This is a genomic window from Vicinamibacterales bacterium (genome assembly GCA_035699745.1).
Lineage (GTDB): Bacteria > Acidobacteriota > Vicinamibacteria > Vicinamibacterales > 2-12-FULL-66-21 > JAICSD01.
This window is the reverse complement of the sequence record DASSPH010000013.1, coordinates 96,996-111,412: the sequence shown is the minus strand read 5'-3', so window position 1 is coordinate 111,412 and position 14,417 is coordinate 96,996. Positions and strand designations below refer to the sequence as shown.

At 69.4% G+C, this 14,417-nt stretch carries 11 protein-coding genes; 8 read left to right on the top strand and 3 right to left on the bottom strand.

Annotated elements, in window-relative coordinates; genetic code table 11:
- Nucleotides 1-1,857 (top strand): hypothetical protein (locus tag VFK57_02125; GenBank protein HET7694479.1); only part of this gene is annotated, 1,857 nt, incomplete at its 5' end.
- A gap of 76 nt (nt 1,858-1,933) precedes the next feature.
- The gene (locus VFK57_02120; protein ID HET7694478.1) at nt 1,934-4,960 is read left to right on the top strand and encodes a hypothetical protein; all 3,027 of its coding nucleotides are present in this window, start codon (nt 1,934-1,936) and stop codon (nt 4,958-4,960) included.
- 140 nt (nt 4,961-5,100) lie between these two features.
- On the opposite strand, the gene VFK57_02115 is transcribed toward VFK57_02120, so the two are convergent.
- Nucleotides 5,101-5,475: a cytochrome c gene (locus VFK57_02115; GenBank protein HET7694477.1), complete on the bottom strand. Its 375-nt coding sequence runs from the start codon at nt 5,473-5,475 to the stop codon at nt 5,101-5,103.
- 34 nt (nt 5,476-5,509) lie between these two features.
- Nucleotides 5,510-5,848 carry a cytochrome c gene (locus VFK57_02110; protein ID HET7694476.1) on the bottom strand — a complete coding sequence of 113 codons (339 nt, stop codon included), beginning with the start codon at nt 5,846-5,848 and terminating at the stop codon, nt 5,510-5,512.
- A 262-nt stretch (nt 5,849-6,110) separates the two neighbouring features.
- Here VFK57_02110 and VFK57_02105 point away from each other — a divergent pair, with 262 nt between their 5' ends.
- From VFK57_02105 to VFK57_02090, 4 genes are read left to right on the top strand one after another with little or no spacing between them, the layout of a single operon-like run.
- Entirely contained in the window at nt 6,111-6,650 is a 540-nt protein-coding gene (locus VFK57_02105) for a cytochrome c3 family protein (protein ID HET7694475.1), read from the top strand.
- A gap of 18 nt (nt 6,651-6,668) precedes the next feature.
- Nucleotides 6,669-7,433, top strand: coding sequence for a 4Fe-4S dicluster domain-containing protein (locus VFK57_02100; GenBank protein HET7694474.1), 765 nt, complete (start codon nt 6,669-6,671; stop codon nt 7,431-7,433).
- Between the two features lie 9 nt (nt 7,434-7,442).
- Nucleotides 7,443-8,618, top strand: coding sequence for an NrfD/PsrC family molybdoenzyme membrane anchor subunit (gene nrfD, locus VFK57_02095; protein HET7694473.1), 1,176 nt, complete (start codon nt 7,443-7,445; stop codon nt 8,616-8,618).
- A 49-nt stretch (nt 8,619-8,667) separates the two neighbouring features.
- On the top strand, nt 8,668-10,401 hold the full coding sequence (locus tag VFK57_02090) for a hypothetical protein (protein ID HET7694472.1): 1,734 nt from the start codon (nt 8,668-8,670) through the stop codon (nt 10,399-10,401).
- Here the strand turns inward: VFK57_02090 and VFK57_02085 are convergent.
- Complete coding sequence (locus tag VFK57_02085; protein ID HET7694471.1) at nt 10,393-11,361, bottom strand: hypothetical protein; 969 nt, start codon at nt 11,359-11,361, stop codon at nt 10,393-10,395. The two genes, VFK57_02090 and VFK57_02085, sit on opposite strands and share 9 nt — an antisense overlap.
- A 163-nt stretch (nt 11,362-11,524) precedes the next feature.
- On the opposite strand from VFK57_02085, the gene VFK57_02080 reads away from it, so the two are divergent.
- A complete protein-coding gene (locus tag VFK57_02080; GenBank protein HET7694470.1) occupies nt 11,525-11,905 on the top strand; it encodes an RNA-binding protein in 381 nt (126 codons plus the stop codon).
- Between the two features lie 94 nt (nt 11,906-11,999).
- Nucleotides 12,000-14,411 carry an ABC transporter permease gene (locus VFK57_02075; protein HET7694469.1) on the top strand — a complete coding sequence of 804 codons (2,412 nt, stop codon included), beginning with the start codon at nt 12,000-12,002 and terminating at the stop codon, nt 14,409-14,411.
- Nucleotides 14,412-14,417: the final 6 nt, after the last annotated feature.

Here is a 14,417-nt window from a genome sequence, read left to right as displayed (position 1 = left end):
GTGAAGGATCCCCGACAGCGGCTGCGCGACATTGGCGACGCGCGCATCGCGCTCGAACGGGTCGGGAGCGGCGCTGCCGATGAAAGCGCGCCCGCCGCATCGCCGGCGCAGGCGCGACGATCGCGCGGCGCACGGGCCACGGTGCTGGCGGCCGGCGGGCTCGCGATTGCGGCGCTCGCCGCCGCCGCGACGTGGGTGCTGTCGCGCCCGGCGCCGCCGCGGCCGCTCCCCGTCGGCCGCTTCGTCACGCCGCTGCCGAACGAGGCGATGCCGCTCCGCACCAATGGCGCCGGCATCGCATTCTCGCCGGACGGAAGGACGATCGTCTACGCGGCGCAACCGGCGCTGCTCACGGCCCCGGTGCTGTTCAAGCGCCGGCTCGATTCGCTCGACGTCGAGAAGATTCCCAACACGGAAGGGGCTTACGCGCCGTTCTTCTCGCCCGACGGCGAATGGATCGGCTATTTCACCGACACCGGCGTCATGAAGCTCGCCGTCGAGGGCGGGTCGCAGTCGAGGGTCTGCGGTCGCGGCCGCTTCTCCCGCGCGACATGGGCGCCGGACGGCACGATCGTCCTCGGCACGAGCATCGCGAACGCACCTGGCGCGCTCGCCAGGGTGTCGGCCTCCGGAGGCGAACCGATCGACCTCACGAAGCTTCAGGGCACGGAAACGCTCCATCAGCTGCCGCACATGCTGCCCGATGGACGTCACGTCGCGTTCGTGATCCGGACGCCGGGCCGCTCCGAGCTTGCCGTCGCGTCGCTGGACGACGGCACGCACACGCCACTCGCAGTCGAGGGCAGCGGTCCCATTTTCGTCGCACCGAATCGTCTGATCTTCGCGCGCGGTGAGACCATTTTCGCCGTCGAGTTCGATCCGGCGACCAACCGGGTGCGGGGTTCGCCGGTGCAGGTGCTGGAAGACGGCGGCGTATTCTCGACCACCGGACAGGTGCACCTGCCCCTCGTCGGCGTCGACGCGGCCGGCTCAATCGCCTACATCAACAGAGGAGGGTCGGCGACGCAGCTTCGGTGGATGACGCCCGGCGCCTCGCCGCTGCCGTTGCCGGACGCCGACTACCGCGCGCTGACCCTCTCACCTGACGGCCGCCGCGCGGTCGTCACGGTCGGAACGTCGCCGCCGGATGCGTGGACGATCGATCTCGAGCGCAGCACACGCCTGCGCCTGACGTTTTCCGGCGCGAGCTCGCCGATCTGGTCACGCGACGGCGCGCGGATCGCGTTCTGGAACCCGGCGGAGGGGCTCATGACCGTCGCCTCCGACGGCAGCGGCAAGCCGGCGCGGTTCGGATTGCGTCCTGACAACCTCGTAATGCTGCCCTCCGCCTGGTCCCTCGACGGCACCGCCATCATCGTCGTCGCCGAGGATCGGGGCTCCCAGCGAGGACTCAGGAACCGGGATCTTCTGCTCGTGCGCGACGGCGCCAGGCCGGAGCCGCTCCTGGCCACGCCTGCCGACGAGCGGGCGGCATCCGTGTCGCCGGACGGGCGCTGGTTCGCGTATGCGTCGAGCGTGTCCGGCCGCGAGGAAGTGTACGTGCGCTCGTTCGAGGGCGGCGGGACCATTCCCGTGTCGTCCGAGGGCGGCACGCTCCCGCGCTGGCCACGCGAGGACGCCATCTACTTCCTCAGCGCGAAGGGCATCATGCGCGCACCTGTCATGTTGAACCCGCTGCGCATCGGCGCGCCGACGCTCGCTACGGCGGTGCCGTCGAACCTGGGCGGCGCCGACGCGGCGGCTGACGGCCGCGTACTGATCATCCAGCAGAAGGACGAAGCGGCGTCGCGCAATCTGCTTTACGTCGTCCTCAACTGGGGAGCGTCTTTGAGGTAGCTTCGCCCGTCCTTGGGAGTTCTCGCGGTTGTGAACCCCGTTATAATCGCGCGCATCTCTGGCGAGGAGGGGATGGATGAACAGGCTACGCACGCTGGCAGTGGTCCTGCCGGCTTACGCAGTCATCGTGTCGTGGAGCCTGCTGGCGCAGGGCCAGCCAGGTAACCCGCAGGCGCCGCAGGCGCCCGCGACGTATTCCAGCGACCCGCTGATCCAGGCGCTCAAGTGGCGCAACATCGGCAACGCCAACCTGATCGGACGCATTTCCGCGATCGACGCGCTCGAGAACGACTTCGCGCACGTCGTCGTCGGCAGCGCGTCCGGCGGGGTGTTCAAGTCGACGAATGCCGGCGTCACCTGGACGCCGATCTTCGACAACTACGGCTCGGCGTCGATCGGCGACGTCAAGATCTTCCAGAAGGATCCCAACATCATCTGGGTCGGCACCGGCGAGGAGTGCGGGCGCAATTCCGCCGCCTGGGGCGACGGCGTCTACAAGTCGACGGACGGCGGTAAGACGTTCACGCACGCCGGGCTCGAGGACAGCTTCAACATCGGATCGATCACGCTCCATCCGACGGATCCCAACGTCGCCTACGTCGCGGCCGTCGGCAGCATCTACGGCCAGGTCGGACAGCGCGGGTTCTTCAAGACGGTCGACGGCGGCAAGACGTGGACGAAGCTGACCAACAACCTGCCGACGGACGCGTGGACCGGCGCAATCGAAGCGCGCATGGACCCGTCGAATCCGAACGTGCTGTACGTCGGGTTCTGGGAGCGCAAGCGCACGGCGTGGAGCCTGAACAGCGGCGGCATCCACGGCGGGATCTTCAAGACGACCGATGGCGGCAAGAGCTTCAAGAAGCTGACGAAAGGGCTGCCGACCGGCCGCACCGGGAAGATCGGCCTGGCGATCGCGCGCAGCAATCCGAAGGTCGTGATGGCGCACATCGAGGCGGAGTTCCAGCCCGAGCCGAACACGCCCGACTTCGCCGACATGACCAAGATCGGCGCCGGCATCTACCGCTCCGAAGACGGCGGCGAGACGTGGACGTTCATGAACCGCTACAACCGGCGGCCGTTCTACTACAACCACGTCGCCGTCAGCCCGTTCAACGACAAGGAAACCTACCACTACAACATCAGCTTCGATCGCTCGACCGACGGGGGCAGGACGCTCGTCGCGACGGGCCGCGGCGGCGGTGGCGGCGGTGGTGGTGGCGGCGGGAACCAGCCGTCGACCGCGCCGGCGGGCAGCGGCATGCACTGCTGGCATGCGATCTGGCTCGATCCCCACAACAAGAAGCGCTTCTGGATCGGCAGCGACGGCGGACTTGCGTTGACGCACGACGACGGCGAGACGTACCTGCGGTTCGAGAACCTGAACGTCACGCAGTACTACGACGTCGCCGCCGACATGAACGATCCGTACTGGGTCTGCGGCGGCCTGCAGGACGCCGGATCCTCGTGCGGTCCGTCGGCGACGCGCGCGACCGCGATCTACACCAGCGACTGGGTGAACACCAGCGGAGGCGACGGCTATCACGCCGCGATGGATCCGGACGACCACCGAACGGTCTATACCGAATCGCAGCCGGGCACGAGCGGCGGCAATCTCGTGCGTTTCGATCGCGCCACCGGCCGCAGCCAGTCGATCCGTCCGCGCAAGGGGGTGAACATCGTCAACTACGACGCCTACATCACGCCGGAGATCGAGAAGCGGCAGAAGGATCTCAACTGGGGCGAGGCGCCGCCCCCTCCGCCTCCCGGCCAGCGCGGCGCCGGCGGCGGACGCGGCGGCGGCGGCGGGCTCGGCGGCGGTGGAGGACGCGGCGCGACGATGGGCGCGTTCCGCTGGAACTGGAGCACGCCGTTCATCCTGTCGGAGTTCAACCCGAAGACGCTCTACCTCGGCGCCAACCACCTGTTCAAGAGCGCGGACCGCGGCGACAACTGGCGCATCGCCAGTCCGGACCTGACCAGGAACGATCCGGAGCGGACGCTGCGCAAGTCGGGCGGCCTGACGCCTGACGAGGATCCGGGCGGCGGCGCGGAGTTCTACGGCACGATCGTCACCGTCATGGAATCGCCGCTCAGCCAGGGGGAGATCTGGGTCGGCACCGACGACGGCAACGTGCAGGTGACGCGGAACGACGGCGCGACGTGGGAGGAGGTGGGCAAGAACATGCCCGGCCTGCCGTCGCACGATCTCTACATCAGCCGCGTCGAGCCGTCGCACCATGCGCGCGGCACGGCGTACGTCTCGGTCGACGGCCACGAGGCGGCGGTCTTCAAGCCGTTCATCTTCAAGACCACCGATTACGGCAAGACCTGGACGAACATCAGCGGCAGCCTGCCCGAGATGGGGCCGGTCTACGTGGTCCGCGAGGATCCGAAGAATGCGAACCTGCTGTTCGCCGGAACCGAGTTCGCGGTGTTCTACTCGGTCGACGGCGGCAGGAAGTGGGGCCGGTTGAACAACAACATGCCGACCGTCGCGGTCCACGATCTCGAGATCCATCCGCGTGACAACGATCTGATCGCCGCCACGCACGGGCGCGGCATCTGGATCCTCGACGACATCACGCCGCTGCAGCAGTTGTCCGAGAAGGTGGCGATCGCGGAGGCGCATCTCTTCGAGAACCGCACCGCGACCCAGTGGCTGCGCCTGCAGCCGCAGGGCACGGGCGGGACGCTCAGCTTCCGCGGCGAGAACCCGACCCGCAACGCTGTGATCAACTACTACCTGGGAACTGCGGCGGCGGGCCAGGTGCGGTTCGAGATCAGTGACGTGACGGGGGAGAACAAGCGCACGCTCACCGTCCCGGCGCGCGCCGGGATCAATCGCCTCGAGTGGCCGATGACGTTCGATCCGTCGCCCGAGGCGGTCGCGGCATTCCAGGCGCAGCAGCAGGCGGCGCAGCAGGCCGGCCGCCAGGGCGGCGGCGGTGGCGGCGGCGGCCGCGGACGCGGCGCCTTCGGTCCGCAGGGGGATCCGGCGGGTCCGGGCGTGTACCGCGTGTCGATGACGGTGAACGGGAAGACCTACAACACCCGCCTCACCGTCCGCGAGGATCCGCTGCTGACGAGCGCCAGCCGCTGACTCGGGGGTCAGGTCTGCGATCCGCCCGCCGGTGCCAGGTCTGCAAATCGCCCTAAGGGGTCAGGTCTGCAGGGTGCCGAGTTCGGCTGGTTTGCAGACCTGACCCCCGGGCGGCGGATCGGCGCGAAGACTGGCGCGGGCTACTTCTTCCTGGTCAGCGTCTGCAGGTACGCCACCAGCAAATCGATCTCTCCCGGCTCGATGCCCTTGGTCTTGAGGGCGTTCGACATGGCATCGGTACCCTTGGGCGGCTTCTTCAGGGTGGCCTCCATCTCGGCCGGACTGGTCAGCCACTTCTTGATCTCCGCGGCGGTGAGCTCCGCGCCCACACTGTCAAGCTCGCCGTTCGCCTTCTTGGTGCCGCGCCCGGCAATCGTGTGGCACTTGTCACACTTGTAGGTCACGTACAGCTTCCTGCCGGCGGCCGCCGCTTTCGGATCCGGCGACTGACCCGCCAGCGCGGTCCCCCCGGCCAACACCACGGCGACGGCGATTGCTCCGAGTGTTCGCGTCATTCCGGTTCTCCCTCCTCGTTCGCCATTGCTTCCGCTACTTCAGCGTCATCAAGTACGCGACCAGCGCCGACACTTCAGCCTCGGTCAATGTCATGTTCTTTCTCGACGACATCCTGACCTTCGGCTTCTTCTCCAGCTTCGCCTCCATCTCGCGCGGCGCCGTCAGCCACTTCCGCAGATCGTCCGCGCTGACCTTCGACGCCACGCCGTCAAGCTTGCCGTTCTTGTAGCCCTTGCCGGCCACCATGTGGCACCTTGCGCATTTCTTGCTCGAGTACACCGCCTTGCCCGCCTCGACGAGGCTGGCGTTCTGCGCGGACACCGGAAGCGCCATCAGCCCCACGAGTCCGAGCAGCGGCGCGAGATTCCGCATCATGACGGCGTTCTCCTTCCGGCGGCGTCAGGCAGACTCCGTGCCAGCGCCGGCCGGCCGCCGCGCCGAGGGTGCGCGTGATTCGGCGACCGCTGGCGGAGCGGAATTCTTCGCACGACTGCGGGATATTTCCGGTTCCCGGTGGGGGGGCCGGCGCGCCTGGCCGCGTGCGCGGCCGTCCGCACCGCCTGAGAGACGCTGGTTTGCCTCTTGCACGGCGGTGCGCAAACCGGAGACGTCCACCGACAGAGGAGTGACGCCCATGCGCGGTCGCTTTCGGCACGCGGGTCACGTCAAGCGCGTAGCCACCGTCTTCCTGGTGGGAATCGTGGCCTTCCTGATCGCGCGGCGGGAGCTCATTCCAGCGGACTTCGGCACCCTCGGGTTCTATCGGGCCGGGGCGATCGACGAGGCGAGGGCCCGTCCGATCGCCTACGCCGGCAACGCCTCCTGCGTCGACTGCCACCGCGGGAAGTACGAGAACGAATTCGCCGACCCCGCGGCGCCGCCGGCCGATCCGGTGAGTGACAACAGGCATTCCGTCCTGCGGTGCGAATCCTGCCACGGACCGCTGGCCCTCCACGCGATCAACCAGAAGAAGAGAGACGCGGGAGAAGACGCACCCGATACCCCGGTGCCCCTGGTCACCGCCGACAAGCTCTGTCTCGGCTGCCATCTCGAAATCACGGCGCGGCCCGCGTTCCAGCCCCAGGTGCGGGTGGGCGATCACGGGGACACCGACAAGTGCGCCAGCTGCCATCGGCCGCACCGGCCGCGGACCGACGAGGACGACGAAGGATAAGGCACGTCAGGAGGGTTCGTGGACCAGAACCGCCGCGCATTCTTGAAGCAGTCGACGCGGTACGTCCTGCTGACCGGCGCCGCCACGGTGGCCTGGGAGTACATCGTGGCCGGAGCCCCGGAGCAGGCGCCGAACTACCGGATCGCCGATCACTGGTGGGGCATGACCATCGACGTCGACGCGTGCATCGGCTCGGGAAACTGCGTGCGCGCGTGCAAGGAGGAGAACAACGTTCCGCTCGAAGACGGGTATTTCCGGACCTGGGTCGAGCGGTACCGCGTCGACCCCGCCGATCCCGAGCACCCGCTCGTCGACTCACCCAACGGCGGCTACGACGGATTTCCGCAGATCGACAACCCCGGGGGGCGATTCAAGACCTTCTTCGTCCCCAAGATGTGCAACCACTGCGCGGACTCGCCCTGCACGCAGGTCTGCCCGGTGGGTGCGACGTTCGACAGCCCCGACGGCGTGGTGCTCGTCGACAAGGAACGCTGCGTCGGATGCCGCTACTGCGTCCAGGCGTGTCCGTACGGCTGCCGGTTCATCGATCCGCGGACGCACACCGCCGACAAGTGCACGCTCTGCTATCACCGCATCACGCAGGGGCTGACGACCGCGTGCGCCGAAGTCTGTCCGACCGGGGCCCGGAAACTCGTCGACTTCAAGGACCCGAAGGATCCGGTGCACGAGTTCCTCCGCACGCACAGGATTCACGTGCTCAAGCCGGAACTGGCGACGGGTGCCAAGGTCTACTACAACGGCCTTGACGGCGCCGTCCGCTGAGGGGGAGACATGCCAGGCGTCGAAGGCTTCATCTATCCGAACGAGATCGAGCTCCAGTGGAGCGTGCTCATCGTCATCTACCCGTTCCTGACGGGACTCGTCGCCGGCGCCTTCATCCTGGCCTCGCTCGAGCGGGTGTTCAACGTGGCCGCCGTCCGTCCGACGTACCGCCTCGCCCTGCTGACCGCTCTGGCGTTCCTGATCGTCGCCCCGCTGCCGCTGCAGATGCACCTCGGACATCCCGAGCGGTCGTTCGAGATGATGATCACGCCCCACACCGATTCGGCGATGGCGATGTTCGGCTTCGTCTACCTCTGGTACCTGATGGGCGTGCTCGTGCTCGAGATCTGGTTCGACTATCGCCTCTACCTCGTACAGACGTGGAAGGCCAGCACCGGCGTCAGGCGGTGGTTCTACGGCGCGCTGACCCTGTGGTCGGACGACGTCAGCCCCGAGGCCCTCCGTCTGGACGACCGCCTCGGGCGAATCATCACCATCGTCGGCATCCCGTCGGCGTTCCTCCTGCACGGGTACGTCGGGTTCATCTTCGGGTCGGTCAAGGCCAACCCCTGGTGGTCCACGCCGCTCATGCCGGTGGTCTTCCTGTTCTCGGCGATCGTCTCCGGCATCGCCATCGTGATGCTGCTCTACATGGCGCTCTCGTGGCGCCGCGGCACGCGCATCGACATGGTGTGCCTCGACACGATCGCGCGCTACCTGTTCTATGCGTTCGTCATCGACTTCTCGCTCGAGACGCTCGACCTGATCCACCGGATCTACGAGGCCGGCGACTCCTTCGGCGCGCTCGACTTCATGGTGAAGACGCGGCTGTTCGTCTCGCACATCGTGGTGCAGATCTGCCTCGGCACGATCGCCCCGATCCTCATGCTGGCGGCCGTCCAGCTCGTACGGTTCAACGACGTGGCGCGGCGGCGCATCTACGCCGTCGCCGGCACGCTGACCCTGATCGGCATCTTCGCCATGCGGTGGAACGTCGTCATCGGCGGCCAGCTGTTCTCGAAGAGCCTGCTGGGATACACGACCTACAAGATGGGATTCGCGACGCGCGAGGGGCTCCTGCCCGCGATCGTCATCATGCTGCTGCCGTTCGCGATTCTGGCCGTGCTGCTGAAGGTGCTCCCCCCGTGGTCCGACAAGGAGCAGCTGTCCGGCCACGAGGCTTGAGGAAAGCCGCGGCTTCTCGTTGCCGGCCGGGCCGTTGTGAGGAGGCGCCATGTCAGTTCGGCTCTCCGAGATCGAACCGCTCGAGGTGAAGTGGGAGCTGGTCGATGGCCGCCTCACGGCGATCGAGCGGCGCCTCGATCGTCTCGAGGCCCGAGAGCCCGTCGCAGCCGGACGCGCCGCCGGCGCGCCGGACCAGGCCGTCCCGCGGGTCGCCGCCCATCCGCCCGGTGGGATGCCCGACGTCGGCTCTCTCGTCGCCCTGCTCGGCCGCACGCTTCTCGTGCTCGCAGGCGCGTTCCTGCTGCGTGCCCTGACCGAGTCGGGCCCGCTCGACGCAGGCCTCGGCGTCCTCCTCGGCCTGGCGTTTGCGGCGTCGTGGATCGCCATGGCCGACCGCGCGGGCGGCCATGCGCGCAGTGCGAGTGCCACGTTCCACGGCCTGGCGTTCGTCCTGATCGCGTTCCCGCTGCTCTTCGAGGCGACGACCCGTTACCACTTCCTCGGCGCCGCGCCCGCCGCGGTCGCCCTGAGTGCCTGCACCGCTCTGGCGCTGGCGGTCAGCTGGCGGCGGCGCCTGCACGGCCTCGCGTGGGTCGCGACGATGGGCGGAATGGCGACGGCCACGGCGCTTGTGGTGAGCACCGCGCAACTCGGCCCGTTCGCGCTGTTCCTGGTGCTCCTTGGGGTGGCGACGTTGTGGCTCGGGTACGTGCTCGACTGGACGCTGCTTCGCTGGCCGGCCGCGCTGCTGGCGGATCTGGCAATCCTCATCCTGTCGCTTCGCGCCGTCGCCGGCGCGGCCGACACGCCGGCCATCGGGTTCGGCGCTCAGATCCTGTTGCTCGTCGCATACCTCGGCAGCTTTGCCGCGCGCACGCTCGTGCTCAACCGCGACGTCATCCCGTTCGAAGTGGCGCAGTCGATCGGGGTGGCGGGCGCCGGGCTGGGCGGCGCGGTCTACCTGACGCGCATGGTCGGCAGCGGCGGGCTTCCGCTCGGCGCGGCGATCCTCCTTCTCGCCGCGAGCTGCTACGCCGCGGCGGCGGTCTTCGTCGAACGCCGGGAGAGCCGCCGCCGGAACTACCTGTTCTACACGTCCGCAGGGCTGGTGCTCGCCGTGGTGGGCGGCGCGATCGAGGTGTCCCCGGCCAGTGTCGGGCCGGTTTACGCCGTGTTCGGGGTGATTGCCGCGTGGGCCGGACGGCTGTCCAGACGCGTCACCTACCGCGCTCACGCGGCGGTCTACCTGACGGCTGCCGTCGTCACGACCGGCCTGCTCCCGCACGTGCTCTACGGTCTGGGGCTGCCATTCGTGCCGGAGGGCAGACCTTCCGTCGCGATGCTCGCCGTCCTCGTCCTCTGCGGTGCCGCCATGTGGGGGCTGGGCCTCGAGGCAGCCGCGAACGCGCATTCCGACGAGCGTCGCCTGCCGCGCCTGCTCGTGCTCGTGCTGTTGCTGGGCGGTGTGCTTGGCGTGACGGTCGGCTGGATCCTGCCTCCGTCGAGCCCCGGCGCGCCATCGCCGGGCCTCGTCGCGACGGTTCGGACGGCGCTGCTCGTCGCGGCGATCCTGACGCTGGCGTTGGCCGACCGCTTCTGGTCCGTCGTCGAGGGGGCGTGGCTGGTGTACCCGCTCCTCCTGCTGACCGGCCTGAAGTTCCTGCTCGAGGACTTCCGCGCGGGACAGCCGGCCACGCTGTTCGTTGGATTCGCGTTGTACGGGCTCGCCCTCATCGCCGGTCCGCGGCTGCGCCGCCGGCAGGGCAGCCGCTGGCTATCGTAGGTGACGCAGCGCCGTGCCGTCCGCATTGACCGTGCAGACGATCGCCGCGCTCCCGTTCATTCCGTCCGGCATGTGGACGAAGGCGATCCGTGATCCATCCGGAGACCAGCGCGGATCGATCGCGTCGCCGCGATCCATCGAGACCAGTGTCTTCTGATCGGATCCATCCGCGTTCATCGTGAAGATCTCGGTCTTCCCGTTCCGCCAGCTCATGAAGGCCAGGCGCTTGCCGTCCGGCGCCCACGACGGATACATCCCGTTGGCCGGATCGGTCGTCAGCCGGCGGAGCTCGCCGCCGGATGCCGGCCGCTCGACATGGCTCGGGAGACGCATGGTGTGGACGTCGCGGCCGACGTGAAACGCCAGCGTCGTTCCGTCCGGCGAGAAGACCGGGAACCATGCCGATCCGGTGCGCGTGACGCGCGTCGCGGCCGCGGATGGATCCGCCGCCGCGCGATAGAGGTCGAACCCGCCGTCTTCGCGATCCGACATGAACACGATCGACGTGCCGTCCGGCGTCCAGACCGCGGACACGTCGCGCGCGCCGTGCCGGGTGAGCGGGCGGACGTTGCTGCCGTCGGCATCCATGGCGAACACGTCGAAGTTGCCGTCGCGATCGGAATCGAACGAAATCGTCCGCCCGTCCGGGGACCACGCCGGATAGCCCTCGTCGGCGCGCGAGCGTGTGAGCCGGCGGACGCCGGTGCCGTCCGCGTTCATGAGGTAGATCTCGGCGTTGCCGTCGCGCTCGGAGTAGAACGCGATTCGCCTGCCGTCGGGCGACCAGGCCGGGGACCCGTCCTTCCAGTTCACCTGGGTGCGGACGAGCAGCCGGGACGCCGCCAGCGCGAGCGCGACGATCGCCAGCGCCGCCGCTGCGTACTTGCCCCATCCGCCGGCGCGCGATCCTGCCGTCTTTTCCCCCTGCCGCTCCTGTCGGGCCCTCCGCGCGCGTCCCATCGGAGGAGATTATGGCCGACTGTGCTAGGCTGGGCGCGTCAGGTTGGACGACAGCCCGCCTCCTTGTATAGAGCTCCGAGCCCCGCCCAGCAGGTTTCCCGCACAACGACCGGACGCTGACGATCCGGTCCATGGTCCCCTCACGGGGCAGGAGTAATCAGTCATGGGTCGGAGACTCTACGTCGGCAACCTTCCCTTCACGGCAGGCGAGGCGGAGCTGCAGGAGCTGTTCGCCGGCGCCGGCGCAGTCGAGTCGGTGAAGGTGATGCGCGACATGGCGACCGGCCGCGCCCGCGGCTTCGCCTTCGTCGAGATGGCGACCGACGAAGACGCGCAGCGCGCGATCGACACGCTGCACAACAAGGACTTCGGCGGACGCAATCTCACGGTCAACGAGGCGCGCCCGCGCGCCGAGCGCAGTGAAGGCGGCGGCGGCTACCGCGGCGGCGGCGGCTACGGCGGCGGCGGCGGCTACGGCGGCGGTGGCGGCTACGGCGGCGGTGGCGGCGGCGGGCGCGGCGGCCGTCGCGAGCCGCGCTGGTAGCCGGGAACCCGGCGACGGGTGACCGGGTCCTGCAACGGGATCACCGGTCACCGCGTCTGTCAACCCTGCGGGACGGGGGCGCATCTAAGCCCTCATGGATTTCCGCTACGCGCTGCGCTCGCTCGGCAAGCAGCCGCAGTTCACGTTCGTCGCCGTCCTGACGCTCGCGCTCGGCATCGGCGCGAACGCGGCGATCTTCAGTCTGGTCTATCGGGCGCTGCTGCGTCCGCTGCCGTACCGCGACGCCGGCCGGCTGGTGTTCATCTGGAACTCCGGCAAGGACGGCGGGCGCACCAACGTCGCGATCCCCGACTATCTCGATCGCCGCGCCGACGCGCCGGCCATCGAGGACGCGACGTTGTTCACGCCGCGCAATGCCACCCTCTCCGCGGCCGGGCGCCCCGAACAGCTCGTTGCGCTGGCGGTCACACCATCGTTCTTCTCGACGCTGGGACGCGGTCCGGCGCTCGGGCGCGCCTTCACCGCGGACGAAGCCGTTCCTGGCGCGAACCGTCGCGTGATCCTCACCGACGCGGCGTGGCGCGGACGGTTCGGCGGCGATCCCGGCATCATCGGCCGCTCCATACAGCTCGACGGCGAGCCGCATGAGATCGTCGGCGTGCTGCCGGCCGACCTCGATCTGCCGCTGCGCGACGTCGCGCTGCTGACGCCGTTCGCCTTCACGCCCGGGCAGATGTCCGACCAGGCCCGCGGCAACGAGTTCAGCTTCATGATCGCGCGGCTGCGCCCGGGGGCGACGATCGATCAGCTGAACGCGCAGATGCGGGCCATCGTCTCGCGGCTGATCGACCGCCTGCCGGCGCGCGCCGCATACATGCGCAACTCGGGGTTCACGGGCGTGGCCGTGCCGCTGCGCGAACAGCTCGTCGGCGAGGCGCGGACGCCGCTGCTGCTGCTGCAGGGCGGCGTGCTGCTGGTGCTGCTCATCGCCTGCGCCAACGTCGCCAGCCTGCTGCTGATGCGCGCGACCGGCCGCGGCAGCGAACTCGCCATCCGCAGCTCGCTCGGCGCGAGCCCGTGGCGGATCGTGCGGCAACTGCTGGTCGAAGGCACCGTGCTGTCCGCGCTCGGCGGCGCCGCCGGACTCGCCGTCGCCGTCTTCGCGGTGCGCGGGCTCGCGGCGATGGTCGCCGACCAGATCCCCTCCGCCTCGGGTGCGGCCGTCGATCCGGCGGCGCTCGCGTTCACCGCGGCCGTCGCCCTGTTGACCGGCGTCGTGTTCGGCGTGGTGCCGTCGCTGACGGTGCTCCGCGGCGCAACGGCAACGGCGTTGAAAGAGCATGCGGGCCGCGCCTCGCCCGGACGGCGAACCCGAACGGCACGGGCGGCGCTGATCGTCGCCGAGATCGCCGTCGCCGTGACGCTGGTCGCCGGCGCCGGGCTGCTGATGAAGAGCTTCGCGCGCGTCACCCGGGTGGATCCCGGCTTCGCGAGCGAGCGCGTATTGTCGGCGCAGCTTGCACTGCCGCGCGCGCGGTACCGCGACGCGGCGGCGATGCGCGCCTTCTGGTCCCGGCTGCTCGGCGAACTCCGCGGCATTCCCGGCGTCCGCGCGGCGGCGCTCACCGGCGCCGTCCCGTTCTCGGGACAGGACGGCTCGGGCACCTATCGCATCGTCGATCGTCCGATCGCGCCGACCGATCCGCCGCCGCACGCGTTCCTCAACACCGTCGGCGGCGACTTCTTCCGCGCGCTGGAGATCCCGCTGCGCGCCGGACGCGTGTTCAACGACGGCGACACGGCGTCCGCCTCGCGCGTGGTCGTGATCGACGAGCTGCTCGCGCGCCGCCACTTCGCCGGCGCCGATCCGATCGGTCGGCAGCTCAACTTCGACAGCCCGCGCAACTACACGATTGTCGGGGTCGTCGGCACGATCAACCAGGGAGATCTGGCGCGGCCGGTGCCCGAGGAGCGCATCTACTTCAACGTCGGCCAGGTGGCGCAATCGGTCATGGGCATCGTGGTCAAGACGTCGGTCGATCCCGCGTCGATCGCGCCGCAGCTGCGCGCGGCGGTTCAGACGGTCGATCCCGAGCAGGCCATCTCGCAGGTGCGGCCGCTGGACGAATGGCGCCGGCGGTCACTGCAGCCGCGGCGCACGCCGACCGTGCTGCTGGCGCTGTTTGGAGCGGCCGCGCTGGTGCTTTCGGCGATCGGCATCTACGGGGTGCTGTCGTCGGCGGTCGCGGAGCGCAGGCGCGAGCTCGCCATCCGGCAGGCGCTCGGCGCGGGTCCTGGATCGATTCTCACGCTGGTGCTCGGCGAGGGGCTGCGGACCACGGTGGCCGGCATCGCTCTCGGAATCGGCGGAGCCGCGCTGCTGACTCGCTACCTGCAATCGCTGCTGTTCGGCGTGACGCCGCGCGACGCGACGGTGTTCGCCGCCTCCGCCGGCGTGCTTGCGGCGGTCGCGCTGCTGGCGTGCTACGTTCCGGCGCGCCGCGCCACCCGGGTCGATCCGATCGCGGCGCTGCGCGACGTCTGACGTCGA

Bases quoted from the DNA above. Each gene is read 5' to 3' on its own strand.
- VFK57_02115 (HET7694477.1), bottom strand. From the start codon at position 5,475: ATGACGCGAACACTCGGAGCAATCGCCGTCGCCGTGGTGTTGGCCGGG.
- nrfD (HET7694473.1), top strand. From the start codon at position 7,443: ATGCCAGGCGTCGAAGGCTTCATCTATCCGAACGAGATCGAGCTCCAG.
- VFK57_02075 (HET7694469.1), top strand. From the start codon at position 12,000: ATGGATTTCCGCTACGCGCTGCGCTCGCTCGGCAAGCAGCCGCAGTTC.
- VFK57_02105 (HET7694475.1), top strand. From the start codon at position 6,111: ATGCGCGGTCGCTTTCGGCACGCGGGTCACGTCAAGCGCGTAGCCACC.
- VFK57_02120 (HET7694478.1), top strand. From the start codon at position 1,934: ATGAACAGGCTACGCACGCTGGCAGTGGTCCTGCCGGCTTACGCAGTC.
- VFK57_02080 (HET7694470.1), top strand. From the start codon at position 11,525: ATGGGTCGGAGACTCTACGTCGGCAACCTTCCCTTCACGGCAGGCGAG.
- VFK57_02090 (HET7694472.1), top strand. From the start codon at position 8,668: ATGTCAGTTCGGCTCTCCGAGATCGAACCGCTCGAGGTGAAGTGGGAG.
- VFK57_02085 (HET7694471.1), bottom strand. From the start codon at position 11,361: ATGGGACGCGCGCGGAGGGCCCGACAGGAGCGGCAGGGGGAAAAGACG.
- VFK57_02110 (HET7694476.1), bottom strand. From the start codon at position 5,848: ATGCGGAATCTCGCGCCGCTGCTCGGACTCGTGGGGCTGATGGCGCTT.